Annotated in this window: 18 protein-coding genes; 9 read left to right on the forward strand and 9 right to left on the reverse strand. The window is 55.6% G+C overall.

What is annotated here, in order from left to right; translation table 11 throughout:
• Positions 1-17: 17 nt before the first annotated feature.
• Both ATY27_RS02485 and ATY27_RS02490 read right to left on the reverse strand, forming a co-directional pair.
• Complete coding sequence (locus ATY27_RS02485) at positions 18-887, reverse strand: hypothetical protein (RefSeq protein WP_208932585.1); 870 nt, start codon at positions 885-887, stop codon at positions 18-20.
• 48 nt (positions 888-935) lie between these two features.
• The gene (locus ATY27_RS02490; RefSeq protein WP_208932586.1) at positions 936-1,286 is read right to left on the reverse strand and encodes a hypothetical protein; all 351 of its coding nucleotides are present in this window, start codon (positions 1,284-1,286) and stop codon (positions 936-938) included.
• Positions 1,287-1,396: 110 nt separating this feature from the next.
• On the opposite strand from ATY27_RS02490, the gene ATY27_RS02495 reads away from it, so the two are divergent.
• On the forward strand, positions 1,397-1,705 hold the full coding sequence (locus tag ATY27_RS02495) for a hypothetical protein (protein ID WP_208932587.1): 309 nt from the start codon (positions 1,397-1,399) through the stop codon (positions 1,703-1,705).
• Between the two features lie 21 nt (positions 1,706-1,726).
• On the opposite strand, the gene ATY27_RS02500 is transcribed toward ATY27_RS02495, so the two are convergent.
• Complete coding sequence (locus tag ATY27_RS02500) at positions 1,727-2,041, reverse strand: helix-turn-helix transcriptional regulator (RefSeq protein WP_208932588.1); 315 nt, start codon at positions 2,039-2,041, stop codon at positions 1,727-1,729.
• A gap of 7 nt (positions 2,042-2,048) precedes the next feature.
• Positions 2,049-2,453 carry a hypothetical protein gene (locus ATY27_RS02505; protein ID WP_208932589.1) on the reverse strand — a complete coding sequence of 135 codons (405 nt, stop codon included), beginning with the start codon at positions 2,451-2,453 and terminating at the stop codon, positions 2,049-2,051.
• A 280-nt stretch (positions 2,454-2,733) separates the two neighbouring features.
• On the opposite strand from ATY27_RS02505, the gene ATY27_RS02510 reads away from it, so the two are divergent.
• The 4 genes from ATY27_RS02510 to ATY27_RS02525 all read left to right on the forward strand — a co-directional run bounded on the left by ATY27_RS02510 (position 2,734) and on the right by ATY27_RS02525 (position 7,767).
• Complete coding sequence (locus ATY27_RS02510) at positions 2,734-3,696, forward strand: M14 family metallocarboxypeptidase (protein ID WP_208932590.1); 963 nt, start codon at positions 2,734-2,736, stop codon at positions 3,694-3,696.
• Positions 3,693-4,376, forward strand: coding sequence for a DsbA family oxidoreductase (locus ATY27_RS02515; RefSeq protein ID WP_208932591.1), 684 nt, complete (start codon positions 3,693-3,695; stop codon positions 4,374-4,376). The genes ATY27_RS02510 and ATY27_RS02515 overlap by 4 nt, the downstream gene beginning before the upstream one ends.
• A gap of 194 nt (positions 4,377-4,570) precedes the next feature.
• Entirely contained in the window at positions 4,571-7,189 is a 2,619-nt protein-coding gene (locus ATY27_RS02520; RefSeq protein ID WP_208932592.1) for a M1 family metallopeptidase, read from the forward strand.
• Positions 7,186-7,767: a hypothetical protein gene (locus tag ATY27_RS02525; RefSeq protein WP_208932593.1), complete on the forward strand. Its 582-nt coding sequence runs from the start codon at positions 7,186-7,188 to the stop codon at positions 7,765-7,767. Before ATY27_RS02520 ends, ATY27_RS02525 begins: the two co-directional genes overlap by 4 nt.
• On the opposite strand, the gene ATY27_RS02530 is transcribed toward ATY27_RS02525, so the two are convergent.
• The 3 genes from ATY27_RS02530 to ATY27_RS02540 all read right to left on the reverse strand — a co-directional run bounded on the left by ATY27_RS02530 (position 7,729) and on the right by ATY27_RS02540 (position 12,192).
• On the reverse strand, positions 7,729-7,974 hold the full coding sequence (locus tag ATY27_RS02530; protein ID WP_208932594.1) for a ribosome alternative rescue factor ArfA: 246 nt from the start codon (positions 7,972-7,974) through the stop codon (positions 7,729-7,731). The genes ATY27_RS02525 and ATY27_RS02530 overlap by 39 nt on opposite strands.
• Before the next feature lie 88 nt (positions 7,975-8,062).
• Positions 8,063-11,326, reverse strand: a complete 3,264-nt coding sequence (locus ATY27_RS02535) for a M1 family aminopeptidase (RefSeq protein WP_208932595.1) — start codon at positions 11,324-11,326, stop codon at positions 8,063-8,065.
• Positions 11,323-12,192: an ATP-binding cassette domain-containing protein gene (locus tag ATY27_RS02540; protein ID WP_208932596.1), complete on the reverse strand. Its 870-nt coding sequence runs from the start codon at positions 12,190-12,192 to the stop codon at positions 11,323-11,325. The genes ATY27_RS02535 and ATY27_RS02540 overlap by 4 nt, the downstream gene beginning before the upstream one ends.
• A 216-nt stretch (positions 12,193-12,408) precedes the next feature.
• On the opposite strand from ATY27_RS02540, the gene ATY27_RS02545 reads away from it, so the two are divergent.
• Both ATY27_RS02545 and ATY27_RS02550 read left to right on the forward strand, forming a co-directional pair.
• Positions 12,409-13,956, forward strand: coding sequence for a sensor histidine kinase (locus tag ATY27_RS02545; protein WP_208932597.1), 1,548 nt, complete (start codon positions 12,409-12,411; stop codon positions 13,954-13,956).
• Complete coding sequence (locus ATY27_RS02550) at positions 13,953-14,669, forward strand: LytTR family DNA-binding domain-containing protein (RefSeq protein WP_208932598.1); 717 nt, start codon at positions 13,953-13,955, stop codon at positions 14,667-14,669. The genes ATY27_RS02545 and ATY27_RS02550 overlap by 4 nt, the downstream gene beginning before the upstream one ends.
• A gap of 89 nt (positions 14,670-14,758) precedes the next feature.
• Here the strand turns inward: ATY27_RS02550 and ATY27_RS02555 are convergent, their stop codons facing one another.
• Complete coding sequence (locus ATY27_RS02555; RefSeq protein ID WP_208932599.1) at positions 14,759-16,873, reverse strand: hypothetical protein; 2,115 nt, start codon at positions 16,871-16,873, stop codon at positions 14,759-14,761.
• Positions 16,874-17,049: 176 nt separating this feature from the next.
• Positions 17,050-19,881: an excinuclease ABC subunit UvrA gene (gene uvrA, locus ATY27_RS02560; protein WP_208932600.1), complete on the reverse strand. Its 2,832-nt coding sequence runs from the start codon at positions 19,879-19,881 to the stop codon at positions 17,050-17,052.
• Positions 19,882-20,129: 248 nt separating this feature from the next.
• Between uvrA and ATY27_RS02565 the strand changes: the two genes are divergently transcribed.
• Together ATY27_RS02565 and ATY27_RS02570 are read left to right on the forward strand one after the other, a co-directional pair.
• Positions 20,130-21,266 carry a GGDEF domain-containing protein gene (locus ATY27_RS02565; protein WP_208932601.1) on the forward strand — a complete coding sequence of 379 codons (1,137 nt, stop codon included), beginning with the start codon at positions 20,130-20,132 and terminating at the stop codon, positions 21,264-21,266.
• Between the two features lie 87 nt (positions 21,267-21,353).
• Positions 21,354-22,712, forward strand: coding sequence for an MFS transporter (locus ATY27_RS02570; RefSeq protein ID WP_208932602.1), 1,359 nt, complete (start codon positions 21,354-21,356; stop codon positions 22,710-22,712).
• The last annotated feature ends 1 nt before the right edge of the window (position 22,713 follow it).

The raw sequence follows: 22,713 nt of genomic DNA on the forward strand, positions 1-22,713 counted from the left end.
ATCAGAGATGCGGGCGGTCAATGCGCGGTCGGGGTCTGCGCTTTTGGCGTTATGGTCAGCGCCTGTTGCCAATAGTGCAATGCGGCAGCTTGTTCGGCCGGAGCCAGCGTTTTGAACATCAGCTGATGATAAGACGGTTGGCCTGCCTGTTGGCGGATGATTTGATTGAGCAATGCGACAATTTTTTCGCCCTGCGCTGAGCGGGAGCAAGCAAAATGCACCAGATTAAACGGCTCAGCTTCAGAGAGTGGCCAAAACCGCAAGGCGGTACTGCTGCGCCGGGCAATTTTCGGGTATTCCAGCATCAGGTCGACAAAACCCTTTTGCAGCATCGGCAGCATACTGCCGACAAATTCGCCGGCAGTGCTGCGGGTATACAGCGCTTTATGGTGTTGCAGCAGCAGGGCGTCGATCTCTGCGCCATAACTACGGTTTTTTTCCACCCCCAATAACGGCGGGCGGTGCAGCAGCAACAGCTGCTGCAGACTGATCCGGCCGCTGTGGTCCTGTAGTTGTTCCAACTGACGCTGCCAGGGCGAATCGGGCAGCGATATCAGCACGATGGCGCTTTCTAGCATGTAGGGTAAGGTAAACAAATAATCACGTTCGCGTTCAGCCGTTTTTCGTAACCAGGGAATACAGGCATTGCCAGCCGTTTTGGTCCATTCGCGCGCGCGGTTCCGGCTGATATCGACCAGCTGATAGGGGGATGGGTATAAAGACAACAACTGTTGCAGAATTTGCGCTTCAGCGGGGATCTCACCCGCACGCGGTTTCAGGCTGGCCAAGGTATCGACCAGTTGCAGTGGTTCAGCCTGCAGCGGCGAGTTACTGCACTGCATCAACATCAGCGTGATTATCAGGCACCAGCCTGCAGATTGCCGCATCACAGACTCCCGTCAGATCATGACAGGCATCCTGCCCTCACTGTTTCACTATTGCCGCGGTTTATACTGCTTTTTCAGTTGCATCAGCTGCTGAATGCAGATGCCGTAGGCGATCAGATAACTCAGATTCAAACCACCGACGGCACGCTCGGAGATCGGCCAGCCATAGAGTTGGGTGAACAACTTGACCAGCGTCGTCAACATCACGGCAAATACCACACTGAGCATAGTTTGGCTCTGAACAAACTGCACCAGATAGGCAAGGCCAAGGCTCATCAGCATGTACTGCAAATGCAGCGGGTCCTGATACACAGTGCCTTTAGTCACGCCGACATAAAGCAGGCAAAACAGGAAACTCAATACAAAACAATAGGCCAGATAACGGGTGGCATTGAGCATCAGTCGCTCCTCAGGCAGCAAAAACCGCAGTATGCCAAAAATCCTGTGATGCTGCCGGACTTCCATCGTCCAGTGCTGTTGAATTACCATGCTGATTTCACGGAGGGCGTATGCAAACTTTGATATCCGCGATTTTTTTTCTGGCGGCATTGGCCTTGTTACTGGCCACAGTGCTGGCGCCCTGTTACCTGCTGAGTAAAAGCCTGCAACACATGTATCCGCGTTATTTCCGCTGGCCGGCCTGGCGCTGGACTCTGGTCTGTTTGCTGCTGGCGCTGGGGTACAGCGGCTGGCGGCAGAGTTTTGCTGACATCTGGATGCTGACCCAAAGTTTGTTGATTGGATCATTGGGTTCAGCACTGTTGCTACTGCCTTTATCCGGCTTGTGGCAGTGGTGGCGCCAGCGCCGGCCGGATTAGCAGCCCAGAGCTGTTAAATCGTCAACTGCTGAGCAGTAGCGTCAGTAACATGCCGGCTGTCAGACCCAGCGCAAAAGCGCCGCCAATCCATAACGACAAACGCGGCAGCGGCCCGGTGGAGTTCAGGTCGTTCGCGTTGTCGGGGCGGACCAGTAAGTGCTCACGCTCGATAACAAAAGCGGCAGCCAGCGCTTTACAGGTTTCCAGCGAACCCACGCCCTGCATTTCGACACGCTGGACAGTGCGCAAGCTGACGGCACAAATGTCGGCAAGCTGTTGCTGGGTCCAGCCGCGTTCATTGCGTAGCTGTTTAATCAGATGCAGATTCAATTGCATAGTGGCCTCAGTGTTTAATCAGCCAGGACAATGCAAAACCAAAGGCAAATCCGGCGATGACATAAAGCGCAAATTGTTGCAGCGCCTGGCGTCGTTTCGGGCCGGGTTGTTGCAGCATCGCCATATAATCAAACTGGTCCGTGTCGACCAGCTGCCCGTCCACGAACAACTGAATGTCGTAGGCGCCCCGTAACACCCCGCTGAAGCCTTTTGCCGCCAGTTTTATTTCGGCTGGTTTGCCGTCCAGCACAAAATGGTAGCGGCTGTGGCAGGACAGCAGATTCCATTTTTGCTCCAGTAATTGCTCGTCCAGATACAGCCATTCACGGCCACTGAACAGGCAGACTTCAAGACGGATCACATGGTCGGCGTAATCAAACACACTGATCATCCGGGCATTTTTTTTGCTCATCGGCAGATTTCCTTCTGTTGGACTGACACAGCAATATTGCTTGAGCTGGTTGTAACCTGGATCCGGCCACGGCGTGACGACAGTCATGCGTCACTGTCACGTCTTTGCCATGTCATGGCGTGCACTGTCAGCTGACAGTCGCGCTGTCACATTGTTTAATGTACTGATTATTAACAAAAAACACTTTGCGATGCCAGTGGTGTTCCCGCCGGCCTGTTTTCCGGCCGGGCGGCGATGATATAGTACGCCTTTGCTTTTTCCTGTTCCGGAGCTTCCCGTAATGACTGAATCTGTGCAACGTATTTATCCAATTGGCACCGTTGGCACCCCTTGGGGCGCGGCGGAAAAAGCCTTGTGGCTCAGCCAGCAGCCAACAAAACGCAGCTACGAGGCTGAAGTATTGGCGCCGTTGCAACAGCTGCTGACAGCGCCAGAGCTGGCGGACTGCGCTGAACTGTTGTGCTACGGCACACTGGATTACAGCTCGCACCAGTTAGGCACTTATCCGCTGTATGCGGTCAAAAGCCGCCATTTTGCTGCTGGCAAACCGCTGTTGTTAGTCACTGGTGGTGTGCACGGTTATGAAACCAGTGGCGTGCAAGGCGCGCTGCTGTTTATCCGTGAACATTTTGCCCGCTATGCGACGCAGGCCAATCTGCTGGTGCTGCCGTGTATCAGCCCCTGGGGCTATGAAACCATCAATCGCTGGAACCCGGATGCCGTTGATCCGAACCGCTCTTTTGTCGCCGGCGGCCCGTCGCAGGAAGCCAATGCGGTGCTGGCGCTGCTGCGTCAATTCCCTACGCCGCTGGTCCATATCGACTTGCACGAAACCACGGATTCAGATAACAGCGAGTTCCGGCCGGCCAAAGCGGCGCGTGACGGCACTGTGAACACCAACTGGAATATTCCTGATGGGTTTTATTTGGTCGGTGACACGGAAAAACCTGCCGCTGAATTTCAGCGCGTGATGATTGAAGCAGTAAGTAACATCACCCATGTGGCGGAAGCCGATGAGAGTGGCTGCCTGATCGGCGAAAAACTACAGCAATTTGGTGTGGTCAACTATGCGAAAAAATCATTAGCACTGTGTGGCGGTATGACAGATGCGCTGTATGTCACTACCACTGAAGTGTATCCGGACAGCCCGCGTGCCACGCCTTTGCAATGCAACCAGGCGCAGGTGGCGGTGATTTGTGCCGGTTTTGATTACGCCTTGGCGACGACCGGGAGCGCGTTATGACCACGCTGCGGATTGATTTAGTTTCAGATATCGCCTGCCCCTGGTGCGCCATTGGGTATGCCCGCTTGCAGCAGGCGCTTCAGAGTTTACAGGGCACGATTGAGGTGGATTTACACTGGCGCGCGTTTGAACTGAATCCGGATCCGGCCTTAGTGCCAGAGCCAATCCTGCCGGCGCTGTGCCGCAAATATGGCGTGCCAGCGGCACAAATGCAGCAGTCGCAGCAGATGCTGATGCAATTAGCGGCCGGACTGGGACTGAATTTCAGTGGCATGGAACAGCGGCTGACCTGCAATACTTTTGACGCGCACCGCTTACTGAAATGGGCAGCAGCGGCTTATCCGGTCACATCAGCACAAAAGGTATCGGCGCAAACGGCATTAAAACTGGCGTTGTTTGAGGCTTATTTTGGCCGGGCCGAGCAGGTTAGCGAACCACAAGTCCTCTTGCACTGCGTCGAAGCCGCTGGGCTCGATGTCGATGCAGCGCGCGAAGTGCTGGCATCGACGCAGTTTGCGGATGAGGTACGCGCTGAAGAGGCGGCGTACCAACAGGCCGGCATCAGCTCAGTGCCGGCTTTTGTCATCAACCAGCGTTACCTGATCTCCGGTGCGCAGGAGCCGGCTCAGCTGGCAGAGACACTCAAACAAATCGCTGCGGAGATGAACTCTGCAGCGTGAAGCCCGCTGTGGTTTTATTATTGCATCACCGTGATTTCGCCGCAGCCGGATTGCCATTGAGCGCAGCCGGCGGCGTTGGTGAAAAAAACAAGTGACCTCACATTTATTTTTCATTATGTTAACTCTGTGCAATCACCCTATTCATTGAAAGGTTGCTACAGCAACCTTCTGACCCAGCATGGAATTTTAATTTTATGTCCGCATTGTTTTTAAAAACGCCACTGGCGCTCGCCGTCAGCGCAAGTTTATTTTGGTCTGTTGCTGCTCTGGCTGCAGTGCCGTCCGAACGCGACGTGTTACCGGCTGGTGCCAGCCCGCAACTGTATCAACTGACGATAGATCCGGATTTACAGAAACTGAGCTTTCAGGGCGAACTGACGCTGGATTTTACCGCCAGTCAAACGCTCAATGAGCTGGTGCTCAATGCGTTGGATTTAACCATTATCGACGCCAGTATCGACGGTAACAAGGTCGACACCGAAGTGGTCGCCGCCACGCAGCGTGTGCACTTCAAAACGCCGGTAAGCCCTGGCAAACACCAGCTGCGCGTGCGCTATCACGGCAAAATCTACGAACAATCGGCTGGTTTATTTGTCACCGACTACAGCAAGCCGGATGGCAGCACAGGCCGGATGTTGTCCAGTCAGTTTGAGCCGGGTGATGCGCGTAAGTTAGCGCCAATGTGGGACGAGCCTGCGCACAAAGCCGTGTTTAAAATCAGTATTATTGAACCGAAAAACCAGCTGGCCTTGTCGAATATGCCGGAACAACGCCGGCAGTTATTACCGGATGGCCGCGCCCGGGTTGATTTTGCACCGAGCGTGAAAATGAGCAGTTATCTGCTGTATGTCGGCGCCGGCGATTATGAACGCATCTCAGGCCGCTCCGGTGGCATTGAACATGGCGTCGTGGCGAAAAAAGGCGATGCGGTCAAAGGCGCATTTGCCCTAAACGCCTCATATCAATTGCTGGATTATTACAACGACTATTTTGGTGTGCAGTACCCGCTGCCAAAGCTCGATCACATTGCGGTGCCGGGTGCTGGTGGATTTGGCGCCATGGAAAACTGGGGCGCTGTGATGTATTTCGAAGGCACCTTATTGCTTGACCCGCAATTCTCCAATACCAGTGACAAACAAGAAGTGTTTGCTGTGGTCGGCCACGAAATGGCGCACCAATGGTTTGGCAATATTGTCACCATGCAGTGGTGGGATGATTTATGGCTGAACGAAGGGTTTGCCTCCTGGATGGAATCCAAAGCCAGTCAGCATTTTTATCCGCAGTGGCATGCTGAATTAGGCGCTGTCGGCTCGCGTAATTACGCCATGTTCCAGGATGCGCAGGAAACGTCGCACCCGATAGTCCAGCCGGTGCGTAATCTGGAAGAAGCCAATGCGGCTTTTGACGGCATTACTTATTCCAAAGGTTTATCGGTCATCACCATGCTGGAAGCTTATCTCGGTGAAGAGGCGTTCCGCGCCGGTGTGCGTGCTTATATGCAAAAACACCAGTATGGCAATACAGTCACCAGCAACCTGTGGCAGGCGTTGGCGCAGGCCTCTGGCCGGCCGGTGGAGACCATAGCCCAGGATTTCACCAACCAGATGGGTGTGCCTTTAATCACAGCGTTAAGAGCTGAATGTCAGCAGGGCAACACAACGCTGACCTTAACCCAGAGCCGCTTTGGTCTGGATGCTGCGTCAAAACAAGCACAGCAGTGGACAGTACCGGTGACCGCACAGGTAACAGGCCAGGCGGCGGCCCGTGCCGAAATTCGCGGTGACGCCCCACAGACCATGACTTTGCCGGGTTGTGGTGCAGTGACGGTCAACGCCGGCCAGACCGGTTATTACCGCGTGGATTACAGCGACACTTTGTTTGCTGATGTGGTAAAAGCATTTGCCCAGTTACCAGCGGTTGATCAACTTGGTTTACTGAAAGACAGTGTGGCACTGGGTTATGCCGGCTACAGCGATATCAGCCGTTATCTGGCACTGACCCAGCAACTGCCGGTTGAGGCCAACCCTATTATCTCCACTGATGTGGTGCAGCAATTAGAAGGCTTCACCGATTTATATCGTGGTTTACCGGGCGAGCAGGCTTATAAAGCTTTTGCACTGAAAAAAGCGCAGGCGTTGTTTGCCAAAGTCGGCTGGGAAAAACAGGCCGGTGAGTCTGATAACACCAGCATCCTGCGCAGCAGCCTGATTGGTGTACTGGCAGAGCTTGGCGATCAAACAGTCATTAGCGAAGCGCGGAAAAGATTTGCTGCCAGTCAGACCGATAAAAATGTATTACCTGGCGATTTATACGGCGTGGTGCTGAAAATTGTTGGTGCCCAGGCCACGGCTGCTGACTTTGCGCAGCTGAAAACGCTGGCCGCTAACACCAGCAACAGCACGGAAAAACGCCGTCTGTTAGGCGCGCTGGCGTCGGCCAAAGACGCTGCACTGGCAAAACAGGCGCTGGCCCTGTTACTGACCGATTTAACGCCAAAACAATTTGGTCCGGGCTTGTTAAACCGCGTGGCGCTGGAACATACACAACTTGCTTATGAGTTTTATCTGGCCAATCAGGCGGCTTTTGACGAGCGCTTGGATCCGCTGCGCCGCGACGGTTTTGATGCTTCATTGTTAGGTTCAGCCCGCGATGTGGCCACCGCAAACTTGCTACGGCAAAAAGCGGCAGCGGCTAAAACGAAGCCAGTAAAAACAGCTTATCTGGAAGCGGCTGCCGGTATCGAACGCCGGTTAGATCGCGTCAAACGCATCCCGGCGCAGGTTGACGCCTGGCTGAAAACGCAGCAGCTGTGACCCTGTTGCAGCAAGCTGGCTTAGGCGACGCACAGGCGCGCTTGCGCGTCTATGTCGCCAAAGCGCCGCCGATGGCCGAGTTCGCCGGGCTTGATTCCTGCGAGCCTCTGCTGCCGGGCCAAATCGATCAGATTTACCAGCACTGTGGCAATGGCTGGCGCAAGGTGTTTAACGTCTATGCCAAATTGGTCTGGGCCTTGCCAACACCCTGGCAGCCAGACCTGCAAGGCGCGGCGAGCTGGCAACAATGGCGGGATCGGGTTTTGCTGCAGGCTGGTTCTGATACCGCCTTGCTGTTTGGTCAGGTTGGTTTTGCTGCTGAAGACACCATGCTGCATATTATCGCCGGCCGCCAGCATGCGCGGGATTTACTGGCTGCAGGGCTATTACCTGAGTCGTTAACCGGCGGCTTGGTCTGGCTGGATGACGAGTTTGCTGTGGCGAAAAGATTGCGGCTGCTGGTTTGTCCTTATCTGGACTATCGCCAACTCAGTGATGTGAAAATAACGCGGTTAGTGCAGTTAGTGCAGTTAGTGCAGTTAGTGCGGCAGTGGCCTGAAGGTCTGGACGAAAACTAAATACTGGCAAAAAAACAGCCAACAAAAAGGGGCGAAATCTTGCGATTGTCGCCCCTTTTTATCGTATTTGTCTTTTCGGCTATACGAACCTTTGCCTTTTTTCGCTTTGACCACCCGGGTTCTGAACAGCGGGCTGGTGATAACGGCTTTGAGCATATTGTCCTGAATTTCGCCGCGCTGATGCTGATGCGGCAGTGGTTTTTTCATCAAAAGACTCCTTGTAGCTGTTGATGGGGTAAATGTAAACGCGCTGGTTAAAAAACCAGCGCAGTATATCAGCTTGCCTGGCCGTTCGTTACTCTTCGTTGAGCAAAGGCCTGATATCAGTCCCCAGCAGTAGTTGATTGATGAGCGGCAACTTGCTGGCCGGGCTTTGCGCCCTGAGCGCCCGGACAAAATCCATCGCACTGGCCGGCGGCAACGGATAACGATGCTGTTGCCAAAGCTGACGCAGTGCCGCCACGATCACCGCATCCCCCAGTTCAGCCCTCAGCCTGGCAAACACCAGCGTGGCGCGGGAATATTGGTCATAAGACTCTTCGGCATCAATCAGACTGCTGGCGGCGGCCAGACTGCCGGCTTGGGCGCGGGCAAAGCGTTGCTGCTCAAATTCGACTAAGCCCTGCATCGCGGCCACGCCAAACTGCTGCTCGAGCAATACCAGCTCGGCATATTTGGTCACGGATTCCACCAGAAAAGCACTGTCACCGGCCACGCCATTACCGATGCCATGACCAAACCATTGATGCGCCACTTCATGCGCGGCGCGCCGGTACACCTGGCTAAAAGGTGCGTCAGCGCTGGGCTTCGCGCGCAGGCCAACGCGGTGATTAATCAGCACCAGCTGCGGCAGCGCATAGCCGGTTGGGCCAATGTCGGGCATCATCACCAGCCGCAGCGCGTCGCCTGGGTAAGCGCCGATGTTGGCGCTGAACCATTGCACAGTGTCCTGCATCGCCTGCATGGTTAAATCAGTCGCTTGATTAAATTCAGGGCTGTAGATCTCGAGTGGGACACCGGTCGCTTTGTTGTTTTGCTTCTGCCACGGCACCGCAATCAACGCCGGCAAATTGCGTACAGGAGCCTCGGTGCGGTAGTGGAAAAACTGCTGGCCATCCGCCTGCCAGCTTTTGAGCAAAGCGCCCGCGGCTATGCCCTGATAACCCAGCGGTACAGCAATAGTCGTGTCGAGTTTGGCCCAGTCATAACGCGCTGAAGCGGGTGTGTGCTGCGCGGCCAGCACGGAAGGTTGAGTCTCAGATGCCGGCAGCGCAGCCAGACCAAAACGCGCCCTGTCGGCGTCGTCGCACAGCCGCAGCTCCGGCACAAAACCAATCTGTGGCAACAGCTGCAATAAACGTAGGTAGCTGAATTCAGGCCGGATGATTTGATGTGTTGGTGCCGGTGCCAGGCCTTGTTGCCGCAGTTGATAGGTCAGCTGCAATTCGGTGCTGCCACCCGGCGCCAATTGCAGGCTGAATACCTGTTGTCCCAGCCCGCTGTCTAATTCCGCAACGTTGGCACTTTGCAGTTGCAGCTGTTGGAGTTCGGCGGGCTGCTGCAGGCCAGGGAACCCCACTAACAGTTCTGAAACAGGCTGCTGGTGTGGGTTATATAGCAGCAGTGTGGCGGTGATGCCCGCCTGTTGACTGTGCGGGTCCAGGCTGACCTGCAGCGTCACTTGTTGCACCACTGGCTGTGGCAGGGCGCGCCAGTGTTGATATTGCTGCTCATAGGCAGCGCGTTTCGCCAGCCGCTCGTCACGGCTTTGCAGTGTACCGGCCGCATCGAGCTGTTGGTGCAAAGACCAGCCCTGCAACACAGCCAGCACAGCGAAGACAGTGGCACAGGTTGTCAGTGGCGTCAGAACAGCAGGCAGTTTCAGCCGGCTGATACCGGTGCCGCGGTGATAAAACTGCAGCGCCAGGGCCAACAGACTGATGGCCAGCAAAGCCCAGAGCCACAGATAAGGCCAGAACCCGCCCGTGCTGAGACTGCCAGCAAAACTTTGCGCTGTACTGCCCAATGTACCCTGATAGCCCCATACATGATCCGGCAGCTGTAACTGGCTCTGACCAATGCGCCAGAGCGGGTGTTGCAGCTGCAGTAAATCCGGCAGTGGCGACAAACCAAAGGCCAGCAAGGCAGCCACCGCCAGATTGGCCCACAGCGGCTGGCGCCATAACGCATGACAGGCCAGTAATAAGACCGTCCAGCACCAGAGCGGCAGCAACAGTAACAAGCCTTGTTGGCTGTATTCCGTCAGGTTCAACGGCACCTGTAACATGAACTGCGCAATCGCGACAGCTGCCAGACTCAGCGTGATCAGCAGCACAACCAGACCGGATAACGTGACGAACTGACTCATCAGCAACAGCGCAGATGACACCGGCGTCGCGGCGACCAGCCCGTCCATCCGCTGCTGGCGGTTCAGCCAGGCTACCTGATGCGCCCAGAAGGCCACGAGCAGCAGACCAAACCTGGGGATCACATCACCACTGACCCGGTTTAATGCATCGCGGCTGTCCGGTACCAGCTGACTGAAAGTTTCGGCATACCCCAGGCCGGTATAGACCTCGCTGAAGATCAGCAAGCTAAGCGCCAACAGCGCCAGCAAAGTGCCGTATTGATAAACCAGCTGCTGCAACTGCAGACGCAGCAAGGCCGCAAGGACTGGCCAACTGCGCGCTGCCTTTGGCGGACAAGGCCGGTACTGCGCTGTTGCAGTAGTTACGGGGATGTCAGCACTCGCTCGTGGTTTAGCATGGCCTGCTGCAACCGGCCCTTGCAGCAATGCGCGCCAGCATAACAACGCGGCTAAGGTGATGATGAGCACCCGGTTTAGCCAGAAGGTTGTTCCCAGCTGGCTCAGGCCGGCCGGCATCTCGCCGCTTTGGCGCAACTGCGCGAGCACCGGTGTGAGCGCATAAGGGTCCAGATACAACATCAGCTGGCTGAGCAGCGGCGACAGACTTTGACTGTTCGCCATCAGCGGCGAACCGGTCGCAGCCGCCAGCAGCATATATCCCAGCCAGACCGTAGCACCTTGCAGATACTGCACTATCGGTGATTGACTGCGACAACTGCACCACAAGGCCAGCGCGGTTAAGAGTGCCAGCGCCGGCAATTGCTGCACCAGCAATAACTGCCAGGACCAGCGCCAGATGCCTGTTGCGTCGGTATAGGTCGTCGAAAACACCAGCGCAACCATCAGCACAAAACACAGCTGCAGCAGCGCCGCACCAAGCCAGAGCCCGAGCGCGCGTACCACCAGCCGCTGCCGGCGGCTTTGTGCCGTCACGTCAATCAGTGCGCTGATGCCATGCTGGCTGTCACGTAACAGAAGTAGCGGAGCCAACACGCCAATCAACAGCGGCTGAATCGTCATCAGCAGCATACTATGACGCAGCAGCAACGCTTTGACCGGCTGTGCATCGACGGCGCCTGGGTTCAGATTGACCAGCGCGGCAAATGCCAGCGCCAGCAGCATACTGAGCCAAAACAGCGGCTGCACCCGGTAAAACCGCCATTCATTCAAAAGCAGGGACCAGAGTTTCATTGCGTGGCCTCCTGCTTCGCCAGCGCCAGAAAATAGCGGTCCTGCAAAGTGGCGGCGACCGGCGAAAAATCCGGGCCGGGGCATTGCGGTGCAAACACACGTTGTAGCGGGATCCCACGCTGGTAACTGCGCTGCAGCAGTTGCGCCTGCGGCGGCAGGTCGATATCGGAGCCAAAAGCCTGCCAAATCTGGCCGTTCAGCGGGCTGATTAAATCCTGGGTGTCGCCCTGCAGCACAATCTGGCCCTGCAGCAGGATGGCGACCTGCGGGCAGAGCTGCTCGATGTCATCAACAATATGGCTCGACAGCAGCACCAGCCGGTCGCGGCTGATCTCACACAACACGTTGTGCAGCTGGGCCCGTTCCTGCGGGTCCAGCCCGGCGCTGGGTTCATCGAGGATCAACAGTTTCGGGTCACCGAGCAGCGCCTGCGCGATACCAAAACGCTGGCGCATGCCGCCGGAAAAAAGCGCCACCGTTTTACCGGCCACGGCGCTGAGGTTGGTCAGCGCCAGCAACTGCGCTATCTGCTCGCGCCGCGCTGTGGGCTGATGCAGGCCTTTGAGCACGGCGATATGTTCCAGCAACGCCTGACACGACAGATGCGGATAGACGCCAAATTCCTGGGGTAAATAACCGAGTTGCCGGCGCAGCCGCTCCGGCTCTTGCTGGACATCAATCCCATCAAACAGCAGCGTGCCGCTGTCGGCGCTTTGCAGCGTGGCAATGGTGCGTAACAAACTGGATTTACCGGCGCCATTGGGCCCGAGCAGGCCAAACAGCCCGCGGTCGGCCGTCAGGGTCAGCTGACGTAGTGCCTGGGTGCCGTCGGCATAGGTTTTGGAGAGTTGTTGGATCTGTAACATCTGGCGGCTCTTTTTGTGGTTCATGCAGTTGAGGCTAAAACCACAGTGCGTGGTGGCTCAAGCTGGCAATGACCAACCGGCCTGTTGGGATGACCAAGTCAAAAAAACCGCAGGAAGCCGGTTCGTCAGGCCAAAACCGGTTTTTGTCAGCAGACAGATGACAAGCACGCTGGCGGCAGGCAGCATAAGGCCATTACTCTTGGACTCTCGGTACTGATGAAATTTGCTGATCTGATAAAAACGGAACATCTGTTAGCGTTATTGCCGGTGCTGGTGGCGTGGCTGTGGGTGCTGATTTCGCCGCAGATGCTGCCGGCAGATGTGGCCGCCTACAGTCCGATCACACCGTTCCGGACATTAGCATGGCAATCAGCGCTGCTGTACCTGCCGATGTTATTCGCTCAGGGTTGGCTCAGTGTATGCGTGCAACCGGGCGACGGCGCGGCGATATCCAGACGACACACGACAAAGCTGGTTTTAATTTGGTCCGCCGCTTTTCTGTTATATCCGGCGTGCTGGTGGTTTTGGAGCCAAAGCAGCACGCTGGCCTTTCGCTTCGAGGTAACAGACTGGCTGTTGGTTAGCATGTTGTCGTTATTGTGTTGGTGCCATCTGGCTTATCAGCGCCGGCAACGCAGCGGGCCGCTGACCGGCTGGTCGCGGCTCTGGTCGCTCGATGCGGCGCTGCTGCTGTTACTTGGCCTCTGGACTTTGGCCTGGGCTTGTTTACTGACTTCCCATTCGCCCGGCTTTGCTGTGCAGCCGATCCCGGCGCGTGTTGACTGGTCGCGGATAGCTGCACAGCCGGTTCTGTGGCTGTGGTATCTGTGGCAATTTGCTGTGATGGCGGCTGTGATGTTCGGTTGTTATTGGCTGACGCGATATTATTTAATCCGCCAGGTGTTGGCGCAGCAGGGTCTGCTGACTTTTGTGCTGCTGAGTATATTGCTGATTTTAGCGAGCTACGCGCCGCTGAGCTGGCTGTTGTTGCAATTGCCAATGAACCATGGCGTGGCAGTGCCCGCCGTGCCGGGCGGAGATCACAACCCTTTTGACTGGTACAATTTTAATTACATGCTGCTGCAGTGGCTGCTCTCGACGCCACTGATACTGGCTTTTGAACGCCAGCAGCAGGACAACGCGCTGGCACAGCTACGTCATCAGCAGGTCCGCACTGAACTGCAATTGCTGCAACAGCAAATCAATCCGCATTTTTTGTTTAACACGTTAAATAACCTGTATGCGCTGTGTTTGCTGAAGTCAGACGCGGCGCCGCAGCTGGTGCTGAAGCTGGCGGATTTGCTGCGTTATGTGGTGTATCAGGGCCAGCAGGCGCGTGTGACGCTTGCGCAGGAGCTGGACTATCTGCAGCATTATCTCGATCTGCAGCAACTGCGGGTCAGCAATAAAACCAGTGTGCATATCGATTTTTCTGCGGCGCAAAGCCATTGGCAGTTGCCACCGCTGTTACTGATCATGCTGGTTGAAAACGCCTATAAACATGGTGTGGAGACAAGCGCTGCGCCCAGTCAAATCTGGCTGTCGGCCTCCGTTACGCAGCAGCGGCTGGTGTTTATTTGCCGCAATACGCTGCCAGATCAGGCTGCAGGCGCGACTGGTGCGGGCATGGGGCTGGAGAATCTGCGCCGGCGTTTGCAGTTGTTATACGGTTCTGATTTTATGCTGCAGAGCGGTCCGGCCCCGGACAATCCGTTATGCTGGCATGCCGAATTACAGCTGCCGCTGTGGCCGGAGCTGCCATGAGTGCGCCTTTTAAACTATTAATCGTCGATGATGAACCATTAGCCCATCAGGTGTTGTTGCATCATCTGGCCGTACATGAGGATATGGAGGTGGCTGGCCGCTGTTACAGCGCAGCAGAGGCAATGGCTGCCTTGGCGACGGACCCTATAGACCTGTTGTTGCTGGATATTCAGCTGCCGGTATTAACTGGCCTGCAGATGCTGAAGCTATTGGCAAAACCGCCACAGGTGATTCTGGTGACGGCTTATGCCGACTACGCCCTTGATGGTTTTGCGCTGGATGTGACCGATTACCTGTTAAAGCCGCTCAGCGGTGAACGCCTGGCACTGGCGCTGGATAAAGTGCGGCGGCGCGCCGGGTTGCCGGTACCAGTGGCTGTGCCCGCAGCGGCATTAGGGAACGAACAGATTGTACTGAAAGTCGACCGTGAATTACGCCGCTTTGATTTAGAGACGATTTGTTGTTTTGAAGGCTATGGCAACTACGTCAAAGTGTGGCAAGGCGAGCGGATGACGCTGGTCAGCGCCACGCTTAAAGCCATCAGCGAACAGACCGCTGGCTATGGCTTTGTCCAGGTACATAAATCATTTCTGGTGAATCCGCGTCAGGTACAGAGCCTCGACAGTCAGATGCTGCGGCTCAGTAACCAGCAGCAGATCCGCATCGGCGAAGCCTTTAAAGAACAGGCGCGGCGCATATTCACGCCGCGCTGAGTCATGCTTATTAATCAACGGGTTATAGGTACGTGCAAGCGCAGCCGCTGGCCATCACATGGCGTACGATCAGAGCCCGTCGGTCATCACTACAACCACGCCGCCAACAAGCCCTGCCGCCAGAACACCCAGGTCGCGACCACAATCACGATTAAAATCAGCCACCAGCCCGAGTTACTTTTCTCTTCAAACGGATCGGTCAGCGACCGGCTGGCGCCGGTTGGTAAGCTTGCCAATGCGGTTAAGCGGGTGCCGAATTTGATGCTGAGTTTGGCATTGGTATTCACCGCCCAGCCGTTGGCATCCAACAGCGGCGCCAGATTACGCGCGCGCAGTTTAAACCAGGCCATTAACATCGACGGGCCGGAAATAAACAACACAAGGCCGAGCAGCGCCAGCGGCATTTGCCACCAGACCAGCCCAAGGAAACCGGTGACGACCGCCGCCATTGCCGTACCGATGGCACCAATAGCTAAACCAATGGCAGCAAAAATACCGGCGAATTTGGCCACATCAAAAGGTGCCGGCGGCTTGGCCGGCGCCGGTGTTTCGGCCGCTTTGGCGGCTTCGCCGACGCCACTGGCGCTTTTGCTTTCAATCTCTTTGTCTTTGGCAGCGGCAAACTTCTGGATCTGATCAGAAATCATCCGGCCGATGCGCTGATAAGGCGTATAAAAAGCTTCGCGGATACTGATTGGATTGCTGACAATCTGGGTCACGGTCGCATCCCAGTCTGCACCGGCGCGGTCATAAAACACGCCATTGCGGCCGACCATCAGATTGCCGGCATCGCCGGCGGTCATTGCGGCGACGATAGATTTTTTCTCACCGTTGCTGCGCACACAATCGATATACAGCAGATACATGCCGCTTAAACCGGCCAGTTTGGCGTGTTTGCCGGCGTCATTGACGTTCAGACATAAATCACAGCTGCGTCCGTCGATATACAAGCGGCCATTCTGGAAAATCGCTGGTTTTTCCAGACTATAGAAACTCTCAAAACTGACGAAATTACGCAATAAATCGCGTAAATACGCCTGATAACGGATCAGTTTGTCGACATCCAGTACCGATTCGGCTTCAGTCTGCTGCGCCAGATCCTGTGCGATTAATTCGTTGGCTGCAGCGACCACCTGAGTATCGAGACACGCCGCTAATACCTCAGGCGCCAGCGTGGCAGCCTGACTGACCGGCCGCAGCGCCTGCCAGTCGGCATAGGGCTGCAGTGTATCGGTCAGTTGTTGCCAGTCTTTGCTGTTGATGTGTTTGACGTCGCCCCACAGCGCGCCGGCCAGTTCGGCCAGACGGGCCAGTGCTTCCGCCCAGTGCGGATGCACGCCTTTGTGCAGTGCCAGCTTGCCGTCAGCACTGACGGTGGCGAGCGGTAAATGATTGGTGTCGCTGGATGCCTGTGACAACAGTTGACGCGACAGCGCAGCATAATCTTCGGCGCTGCCATTCAGTGCCACTGTGGCGTTGGCGTCGTATGCAGCCAACTGACAACGGGTGAAATAGTCGGTCACTTTGGCGTGCAGGCTGCTATGCAGTTGCCAGGCTTCGTCTGTTGCCGCGCCCAGCGTGGTCTGGATGTCGGCACCGCTTTGTTGCCACGCGGTCAAAGCCAGGCCGTCGGCGACAAACAGATCCAGCTGTTCCTGATTAATCCCCAGAGCGCCGCTGCGGTCTGTGCTTTGAATGCCGAGCTCGAGCAGGGTGCTGATCAGCTGTTTCAGCGCCTCGCTGCCGGCCAGTTCTACCGTGACAATACCATCGCCATTCAGCTGATCGGCCGGGAAAATCAGCGCCAGATCCGCAGTGTCATCAACCGTCAGCTGGGTCGCGTCGGTTTTACCGAGGTTTTGCAGGATACGTTTGGCGGATGCCAGCAACTTCTGGCCGGCTTCACTTTGGTTGCAAATCGCGCTTAATGGCAGTTCGTTCCCCTGCAGTAACACTTCTGGCCTTTGCAGCACTGACAAGGCCCAGCTCACCGCCGCTTTGATTTCATCAATCCGCACCCGACCGTCATTATCACTGTCTAAATACGCCATAGTCCGCGGATCAAACTCCAGCCCTTTGACCGGGCAACTCAGCGCCGCCCACAGTTTCGGATCCAAAGACGACAGCTGCTGCCAGTCCTCAATTTTGTCCAGCCGGACCTGATCAAAACCGCCGGAGCGGAAAAAACGCCATTGATGTGCCATGCAACTTTCCTTATGAAATGACGCGGCGCCAGCTAAACCCACGCGGCGCCTGGAGCAGATGTATCAATATTTCATTGTTTACGCGGGGCCGCAACCGGAAGTGGCTGAAAAATGGCAGGAAAAGCAGCGGGAATATGCTATTCCCGCGAATGATAGATATCGCGTGCCTGCTGAGATTACCCTCTTGCCAGCAACGGCTTTAAATACTGTCCGGTGTAAGACTTGTCGCAGGCGGCCACTTGTTCCGGGGTGCCGGCGATCAGGATTTCGCCGCCGCCGCTGCCGCCTTCCGGGCCTAAATCGACAATCCAGTCAGCGGTTTTAACCACGTCTAAATTGTGTTCAATGACCACTACTGTATTGCCGGCGTCGCGCAGTTTATGCAGCACGTTCAGCAGTTGCTGAATATCGTAGAAGTGCAGGCCTGTGGTCGGTTCGTCGAGGATATACAGCGTTTTGCCGGTATCGCGTTTACTCAGTTCGCGCGCCAGTTTGACGCGCTGCGCTTCGCCGCCGGACAGTGTCGTCGCCGACTGGCCGAGTGTGATGTAGGTCAGGCCCACATCCATCAGGGTTTGTAATTTGCGCGAAATGGCCGGAATGCTGTCGAAGTACTGGCGCGCATCTTCTACAGTCATTTCCAGCACTTCGTGGATGTTTTTGCCTTTGTATTTCACTTCCAGCGTTTCGCGGTTGTAACGTTTGCCTTTACAGACATCACAAGGTACGTACACATCCGGCAGGAAGTGCATTTCGACTTTCAGCACCCCGTCGCCCTGACAGGCTTCGCAGCGTCCGCCTTTGACGTTAAAACTGAAACGGCCGACCTGATAACCGCGTGAACGCGCTTCTTGTGTACCAGCGAATAAATCGCGCACCGCGGTGAAAATACCAGTGTAGGTGGCAGGGTTGGAACGTGGCGTGCGGCCGATCGGGCTCTGGTCAATGTCGACACATTTATCAAAATGCTCCAGGCCTTCAATGGCGCGGTGCGCGGCCGGGTCGTCGCCCTCGCCTTTATTCAGCACTTTGTGCGCGACGCGAAACAGCGTGTCGTTGATCAGCGTCGATTTGCCGGAACCGGACACCCCGGTGATACAGGTCAGCACGCCAAACGGAATGCTGAGGTCGACGTTTTTCAGGTTGTTGCCGGTCGCGCCCAATACTTTGAGTTCTTTGCCTTTTTTACCTTTGTGCCGCGTGTCTGGTACGGCGATTTTGCGCGTGCCGGATAGATACTGACCGGTCAGCGACTCAGGCGCCGCCTCGATGTCTGCCAAAGTGCCTTGCGCGACGATATAACCGCCGTGCACGCCGGCACCGGGGCCGATGTCGATGATATGGTCGGCCAGGCGCACCGCGTCTTCGTCGTGTTCGACCACAATGACGGTATTGCCCAGATCACGCAGGTGCGTCAGGGTGCCGAGCAAGCGGTCGTTGTCGCGTTGATGCAAACCAATCGACGGCTCGTCCAGCACGTACATCACGCCGACTAAACCGGCGCCAATCTGACTGGCCAGACGAATACGCTGCGCTTCGCCACCGGATAAAGTCTCGGCGCTGCGCGACAGATTGAGATAGTTCAGGCCGACATTGACCAGGAACATCAGCCGATCCTGAATTTCTTTCAGGATCTTTTCGGCGATTTTGGCTTTTTGGCCAGTCAGTGTCAGCGCGACGAAAAACTGGTGGCAATCGCCAATCGACAGCTCGACGATGTTGGGCAGATTGGTTTTGCCAATAAACACATGACGTGCTTCTTCCCGCAGGCGTGAGCCTTCACAGACCGGGCAAGTGGTGGTGGCGAGGTATTTCGCCAGCTCTTCGCGCACCGCATTGGATTCGGTTTCGTGATAACGCCGCTCCATATTCGGCAAAATGCCTTCAAACGGATGTTTGCGCAGAACTATGTCGCCACGATCGTTTAAGTATTTGAATTCAATCTCTTTACGTCCACTGCCACTCAGAATGGCCTGTTGCTGTTCTGCTTTGAGGCTGCTAAAAGGCGCGTCAACATCAAAACCATAATGCTCGGCCAGTGACTTCAACATCTGGAAATAATAGAAATTGCGTTTATCCCAGCCGCGAATAGCGCCGCCGGCCAGACTTAGCGCCGCATCAACAATGACTTTATTGGCGTCGAAATATTGTTTCACACCCAGGCCGTCACAGGCGGTGCAGGCACCGGCCGGATTGTTAAAGGAAAACAGTCGCGGCTCGAGTTCAGCCATCGAATAACCACAGGTTGGACAGGCGAAATTGGCGGAGAAAATCAGCTCTTCAGCCGATGGGTCGTCCATCGACGCCACTTTGGCGATACCGCCGGATAACTCCAGCGCCGTCTCGAAACTTTCGGCCAGGCGTTGTTTGATGTCGTCGCGTACTTTGATCCGGTCAATCACCACTTCGATGGTGTGTTTTTTGTGTAAGTCGAGTTTTGGCGGATCGGATAAATCACAGACTTCGCCATTGATGCGGGCGCGGATATAACCCTGGGCCGCTAAGGTTTCCAGCGTTTTGACGTGTTCGCCTTTACGTTCTTGCACCACAGGCGCCAGCACCATCAGTTTGCTGCCTTCGGGGAATGACACCACTTTGTCGACCATCTCGCTGATGGTTTGCGCGGCCAGCGGCAGATCGTGGGTCGGACAGCGCGGCTCACCGACGCGGGCAAATAACAGCCGCAGATAGTCGTAGATTTCGGTGATAGTGCCGACGGTCGAACGCGGGTTGTGTGACGTCGATTTCTGTTCAATCGAAATAGCCGGCGACAGGCCTTCGATATGATCCACATCCGGTTTTTCCATCAGGCTGAGGAACTGGCGGGCGTACGCCGATAACGACTCGACATAACGACGCTGGCCTTCGGCGTACAGTGTATCAAAGGCCAATGACGATTTACCCGAACCGGACAAGCCGGTGATCACAATCAGTTTGTCGCGCGGGATCTCCAGCGAAATATTCTTCAGGTTGTGAGTACGGGCGCCGCGGATGTCAATTTTGTGCATAAGATTCTCAGGCAAAAGTGCAGTCAAAGCCGGTCAGCACAGCCACTGATCCGGGATGGTCAGACGGCTATGCGCGCAGCGGCCGGTCGGATCAGACCAGACACTGTTATTTGTCAGAACACTGTATATAAATACAACCCTTTCAGCAAGTCGGACCGCACAAAGAGGCGCGCTCTGTTGCTTTTGTCGGGCCCTGCGCCTAAGGTGAATTGTTAACGCTTTTTTCTGCAGGTAGTTCAACGACAGATATGACGACAGAACAGATTTACACCTTAGCCATGATGCAGCTGGCTCTGGTGATTTTAATTGCCAGCACGCGGGTCGATCCACCACAGGCTGATGTGCGCAGTTTACGCTTGTTTCAGCTCGCTGTTGGCTGTGATGCATTGAGCTGGTTATTTTATTTGTGGCCAATGCAGCCGTTGTTGTTATTGATTTCCAGTCTGGCAGCGGCAACCAACTTCTGGTTATTGCTGGCTTTTGCTTTCAGTCGTTGCAATAAAACGGTGCCATGGCCGTTGTTAGTGCTGATGATCCTGCTGCAGGCCGGTATTTATACCTGGCTGAATCTGCAGCAGATGGAATATACCTCGTTGCACTTTATGACGCTGATCACGGCGATTGTCGCGTTGCCGATCGCCTGGCTGTTCTGGTATCAGAAGCCCAACCGTACCGTGTCGGATCAGGGCTTTGCCGTGGTGATGTTGTGTTGGTTTCTGGTTTGTGTGTTACGAACCGTCACTGTTGAGATCCACGAAGACTGGATCTTGTCCGGCTATTTGGTATCTCAGGTGTTGTGGCCCGGCATCATGGCGGCCTACGGTCTATTTGTCATTACCGGTTATCTGGAAGAAACCCAACAACGTTTAAAAGCGGAAGCGGTGTTGGACCCGCTGACCGGTCAGCTAAACCGGCGTGGCCTGACGGAAGCTGTTAATAGCAGTCTGGCTTATTTACAGCGGCACCAGCAGCCGGCTGCATTGTTGATGCTCGATCTGGATCACTTTAAGCGGGTCAATGATCAATTTGGTCATGACGGCGGTGATTTGGTACTGGTGCAAACGGCGCTGGCAATCAAGACCATGCTGCGCCAAAGCGATGTGCTGGCGCGGTTTGGTGGTGAAGAGTTCCTGGTTTTTTTACCGGCCGCGAATCGCGACATGGCGGCAGTCACCGCTCAGCGTTTGTTAGATGGTATCCGTCAGCTGGAGTGGCCGGCGTCGATGCCGGAAGATTATCAGCTGACGATCAGTATTGGCGTCAGCGTGTTTGGTCCGGATTATGATTTTGGCCGCCAGTTACGGCTGGCGGATCAGGCGTTGTACCGTGCCAAACAGAATGGCCGCGACCGTATCGAATTCGCCGGCATTGCTGCCGACAGCTAAACGCCTGTGTTACAATCGTCCACTCTTTTGTCGCCACGCTTTTCTCTGCCGCTGGCGCTGTCTGAATCGATTTGAGATCCATCACTGATGCAAAATTTAACCGCACTGGAACGGCGGGCCGCGATTTCGCTGGCGCTGGTATTTGCGTTCCGTATGTTGGGATTATTTATGCTGATCCCGGTGTTTGCTATCTATGGCAAAGACCTTATCGGCTTTTCGCCGTTCTGGATCGGCCTCGCCATTGGTGCTTATGGCCTGACCCAGGCCATTTTGCAGATCCCGATGGGCTGGTTGTCGGATCGGATCGGCCGTATCCCGGTGATGTTACTCGGCCTGACGATGTTTGCCGTGGGCTCTGTGGTTGCTGCGCTGGCTGATTCTGTGTATGGCGTCACCATCGGACGTATTTTGCAGGGCATGGGCGCTATTTCCGGCGCCGTGCTGGCATTGGCGGCCGACGTCACGCGGGAAGAACAAAGACCGAAAGTGATGGCAGTGATCGGCGCGACCATTGGCTTGTCTTTTGCGGTGTCGATGATTGCCGGCCCGGCCATTGCCGCCGTCGGTGGGCTCAGTGCCATTTTCTGGTTTACTGCCGCGCTGGCGCTGGCCGGCATCGTGATCGTCCTGACCATAGTGCCGAAAACGCAGCAACAGGCCATCGACAGTGAAGCGCTGGCCCGGCCTGGTTTTATTCTGGAATTGTTCCGCCATCCACAGCTGCGTTTACTGAATCTGGGTGTGCTGGTTTTGCATTTATTGCTGACGGCGATTTTTGTCGTACTGCCCTCACAATTGCAGGCCGATGGCCTGGCTGCGCCAGAACACTGGCAGGTGTATTTGCCGGTATTTGTCGCGGCATTTGTGCTGATGGTGCCGCTGATGATCTTGTCGATGCGGCGGCAACAGGAAAAAGGTTATTTTTTATTCGCGATTGGCTTGCTGATTGTAAGTTTATTGTTAATGATTAATGGCGGGTTGTGGTCGCTGGCGATTGCGCTGCTGGTTTTTTTCACTGGGTTTAACTATCTGGAAGCCAGTATGCCAGCGCTGGTGTCACGGATTGCACCGGCCGGTCAGAAAGGCACCGCGATGGGCATTTATGCCAGTTTGCAGTTTTTTGGCGCCTTTTTAGGCGGTGTGCTCGGTGGCATTATTTCCGGCCAGTTTGGTGCAGCAAGCGTGTTTGCCCTCGCTGGCGGAATTGGTTTAATATGGCTTTTTCTGGCTCGCCGCATGCAAGTCCCGCAGCGGGCCCAACGCTTATCTTATCTGGTTGGTGACGTCGATGACGCCACCGCCAAAACGCTGGTCAGCCAGCTCAGCAGCCTCAACGGTGTGCTGGAAGCGACAGTGGTCGTCAACGAACAACGCTGTTATTTAAAAGTCAGCTCCGCCGGTTTTGACCCGAAACAGGTCGAAGCGCTGCTGAGTCGTCACAGTTAAT

Source organism: Rheinheimera sp. F8 (assembly GCF_001518915.1).

Bases quoted from the DNA above. Each gene is read 5' to 3' on its own strand.
- ATY27_RS02485 (WP_208932585.1), bottom strand. From the start codon at position 887: ATGCGGCAATCTGCAGGCTGGTGCCTGATAATCACGCTGATGTTGATG.
- ATY27_RS02490 (WP_208932586.1), bottom strand. From the start codon at position 1,286: ATGCTCAATGCCACCCGTTATCTGGCCTATTGTTTTGTATTGAGTTTC.
- ATY27_RS02495 (WP_208932587.1), top strand. From the start codon at position 1,397: ATGCAAACTTTGATATCCGCGATTTTTTTTCTGGCGGCATTGGCCTTG.
- ATY27_RS02500 (WP_208932588.1), bottom strand. From the start codon at position 2,041: ATGCAATTGAATCTGCATCTGATTAAACAGCTACGCAATGAACGCGGC.
- ATY27_RS02505 (WP_208932589.1), bottom strand. From the start codon at position 2,453: ATGAGCAAAAAAAATGCCCGGATGATCAGTGTGTTTGATTACGCCGAC.
- ATY27_RS02510 (WP_208932590.1), top strand. From the start codon at position 2,734: ATGACTGAATCTGTGCAACGTATTTATCCAATTGGCACCGTTGGCACC.
- ATY27_RS02515 (WP_208932591.1), top strand. From the start codon at position 3,693: ATGACCACGCTGCGGATTGATTTAGTTTCAGATATCGCCTGCCCCTGG.
- ATY27_RS02520 (WP_208932592.1), top strand. From the start codon at position 4,571: ATGTCCGCATTGTTTTTAAAAACGCCACTGGCGCTCGCCGTCAGCGCA.
- ATY27_RS02530 (WP_208932594.1), bottom strand. From the start codon at position 7,974: ATGAAAAAACCACTGCCGCATCAGCATCAGCGCGGCGAAATTCAGGAC.
- ATY27_RS02535 (WP_208932595.1), bottom strand. From the start codon at position 11,326: ATGAAACTCTGGTCCCTGCTTTTGAATGAATGGCGGTTTTACCGGGTG.
- ATY27_RS02540 (WP_208932596.1), bottom strand. From the start codon at position 12,192: ATGTTACAGATCCAACAACTCTCCAAAACCTATGCCGACGGCACCCAG.
- ATY27_RS02545 (WP_208932597.1), top strand. From the start codon at position 12,409: ATGAAATTTGCTGATCTGATAAAAACGGAACATCTGTTAGCGTTATTG.
- ATY27_RS02550 (WP_208932598.1), top strand. From the start codon at position 13,953: ATGAGTGCGCCTTTTAAACTATTAATCGTCGATGATGAACCATTAGCC.
- ATY27_RS02555 (WP_208932599.1), bottom strand. From the start codon at position 16,873: ATGGCACATCAATGGCGTTTTTTCCGCTCCGGCGGTTTTGATCAGGTC.
- uvrA (WP_208932600.1), bottom strand. From the start codon at position 19,881: ATGCACAAAATTGACATCCGCGGCGCCCGTACTCACAACCTGAAGAAT.
- ATY27_RS02565 (WP_208932601.1), top strand. From the start codon at position 20,130: ATGACGACAGAACAGATTTACACCTTAGCCATGATGCAGCTGGCTCTG.
- ATY27_RS02570 (WP_208932602.1), top strand. From the start codon at position 21,354: ATGCAAAATTTAACCGCACTGGAACGGCGGGCCGCGATTTCGCTGGCG.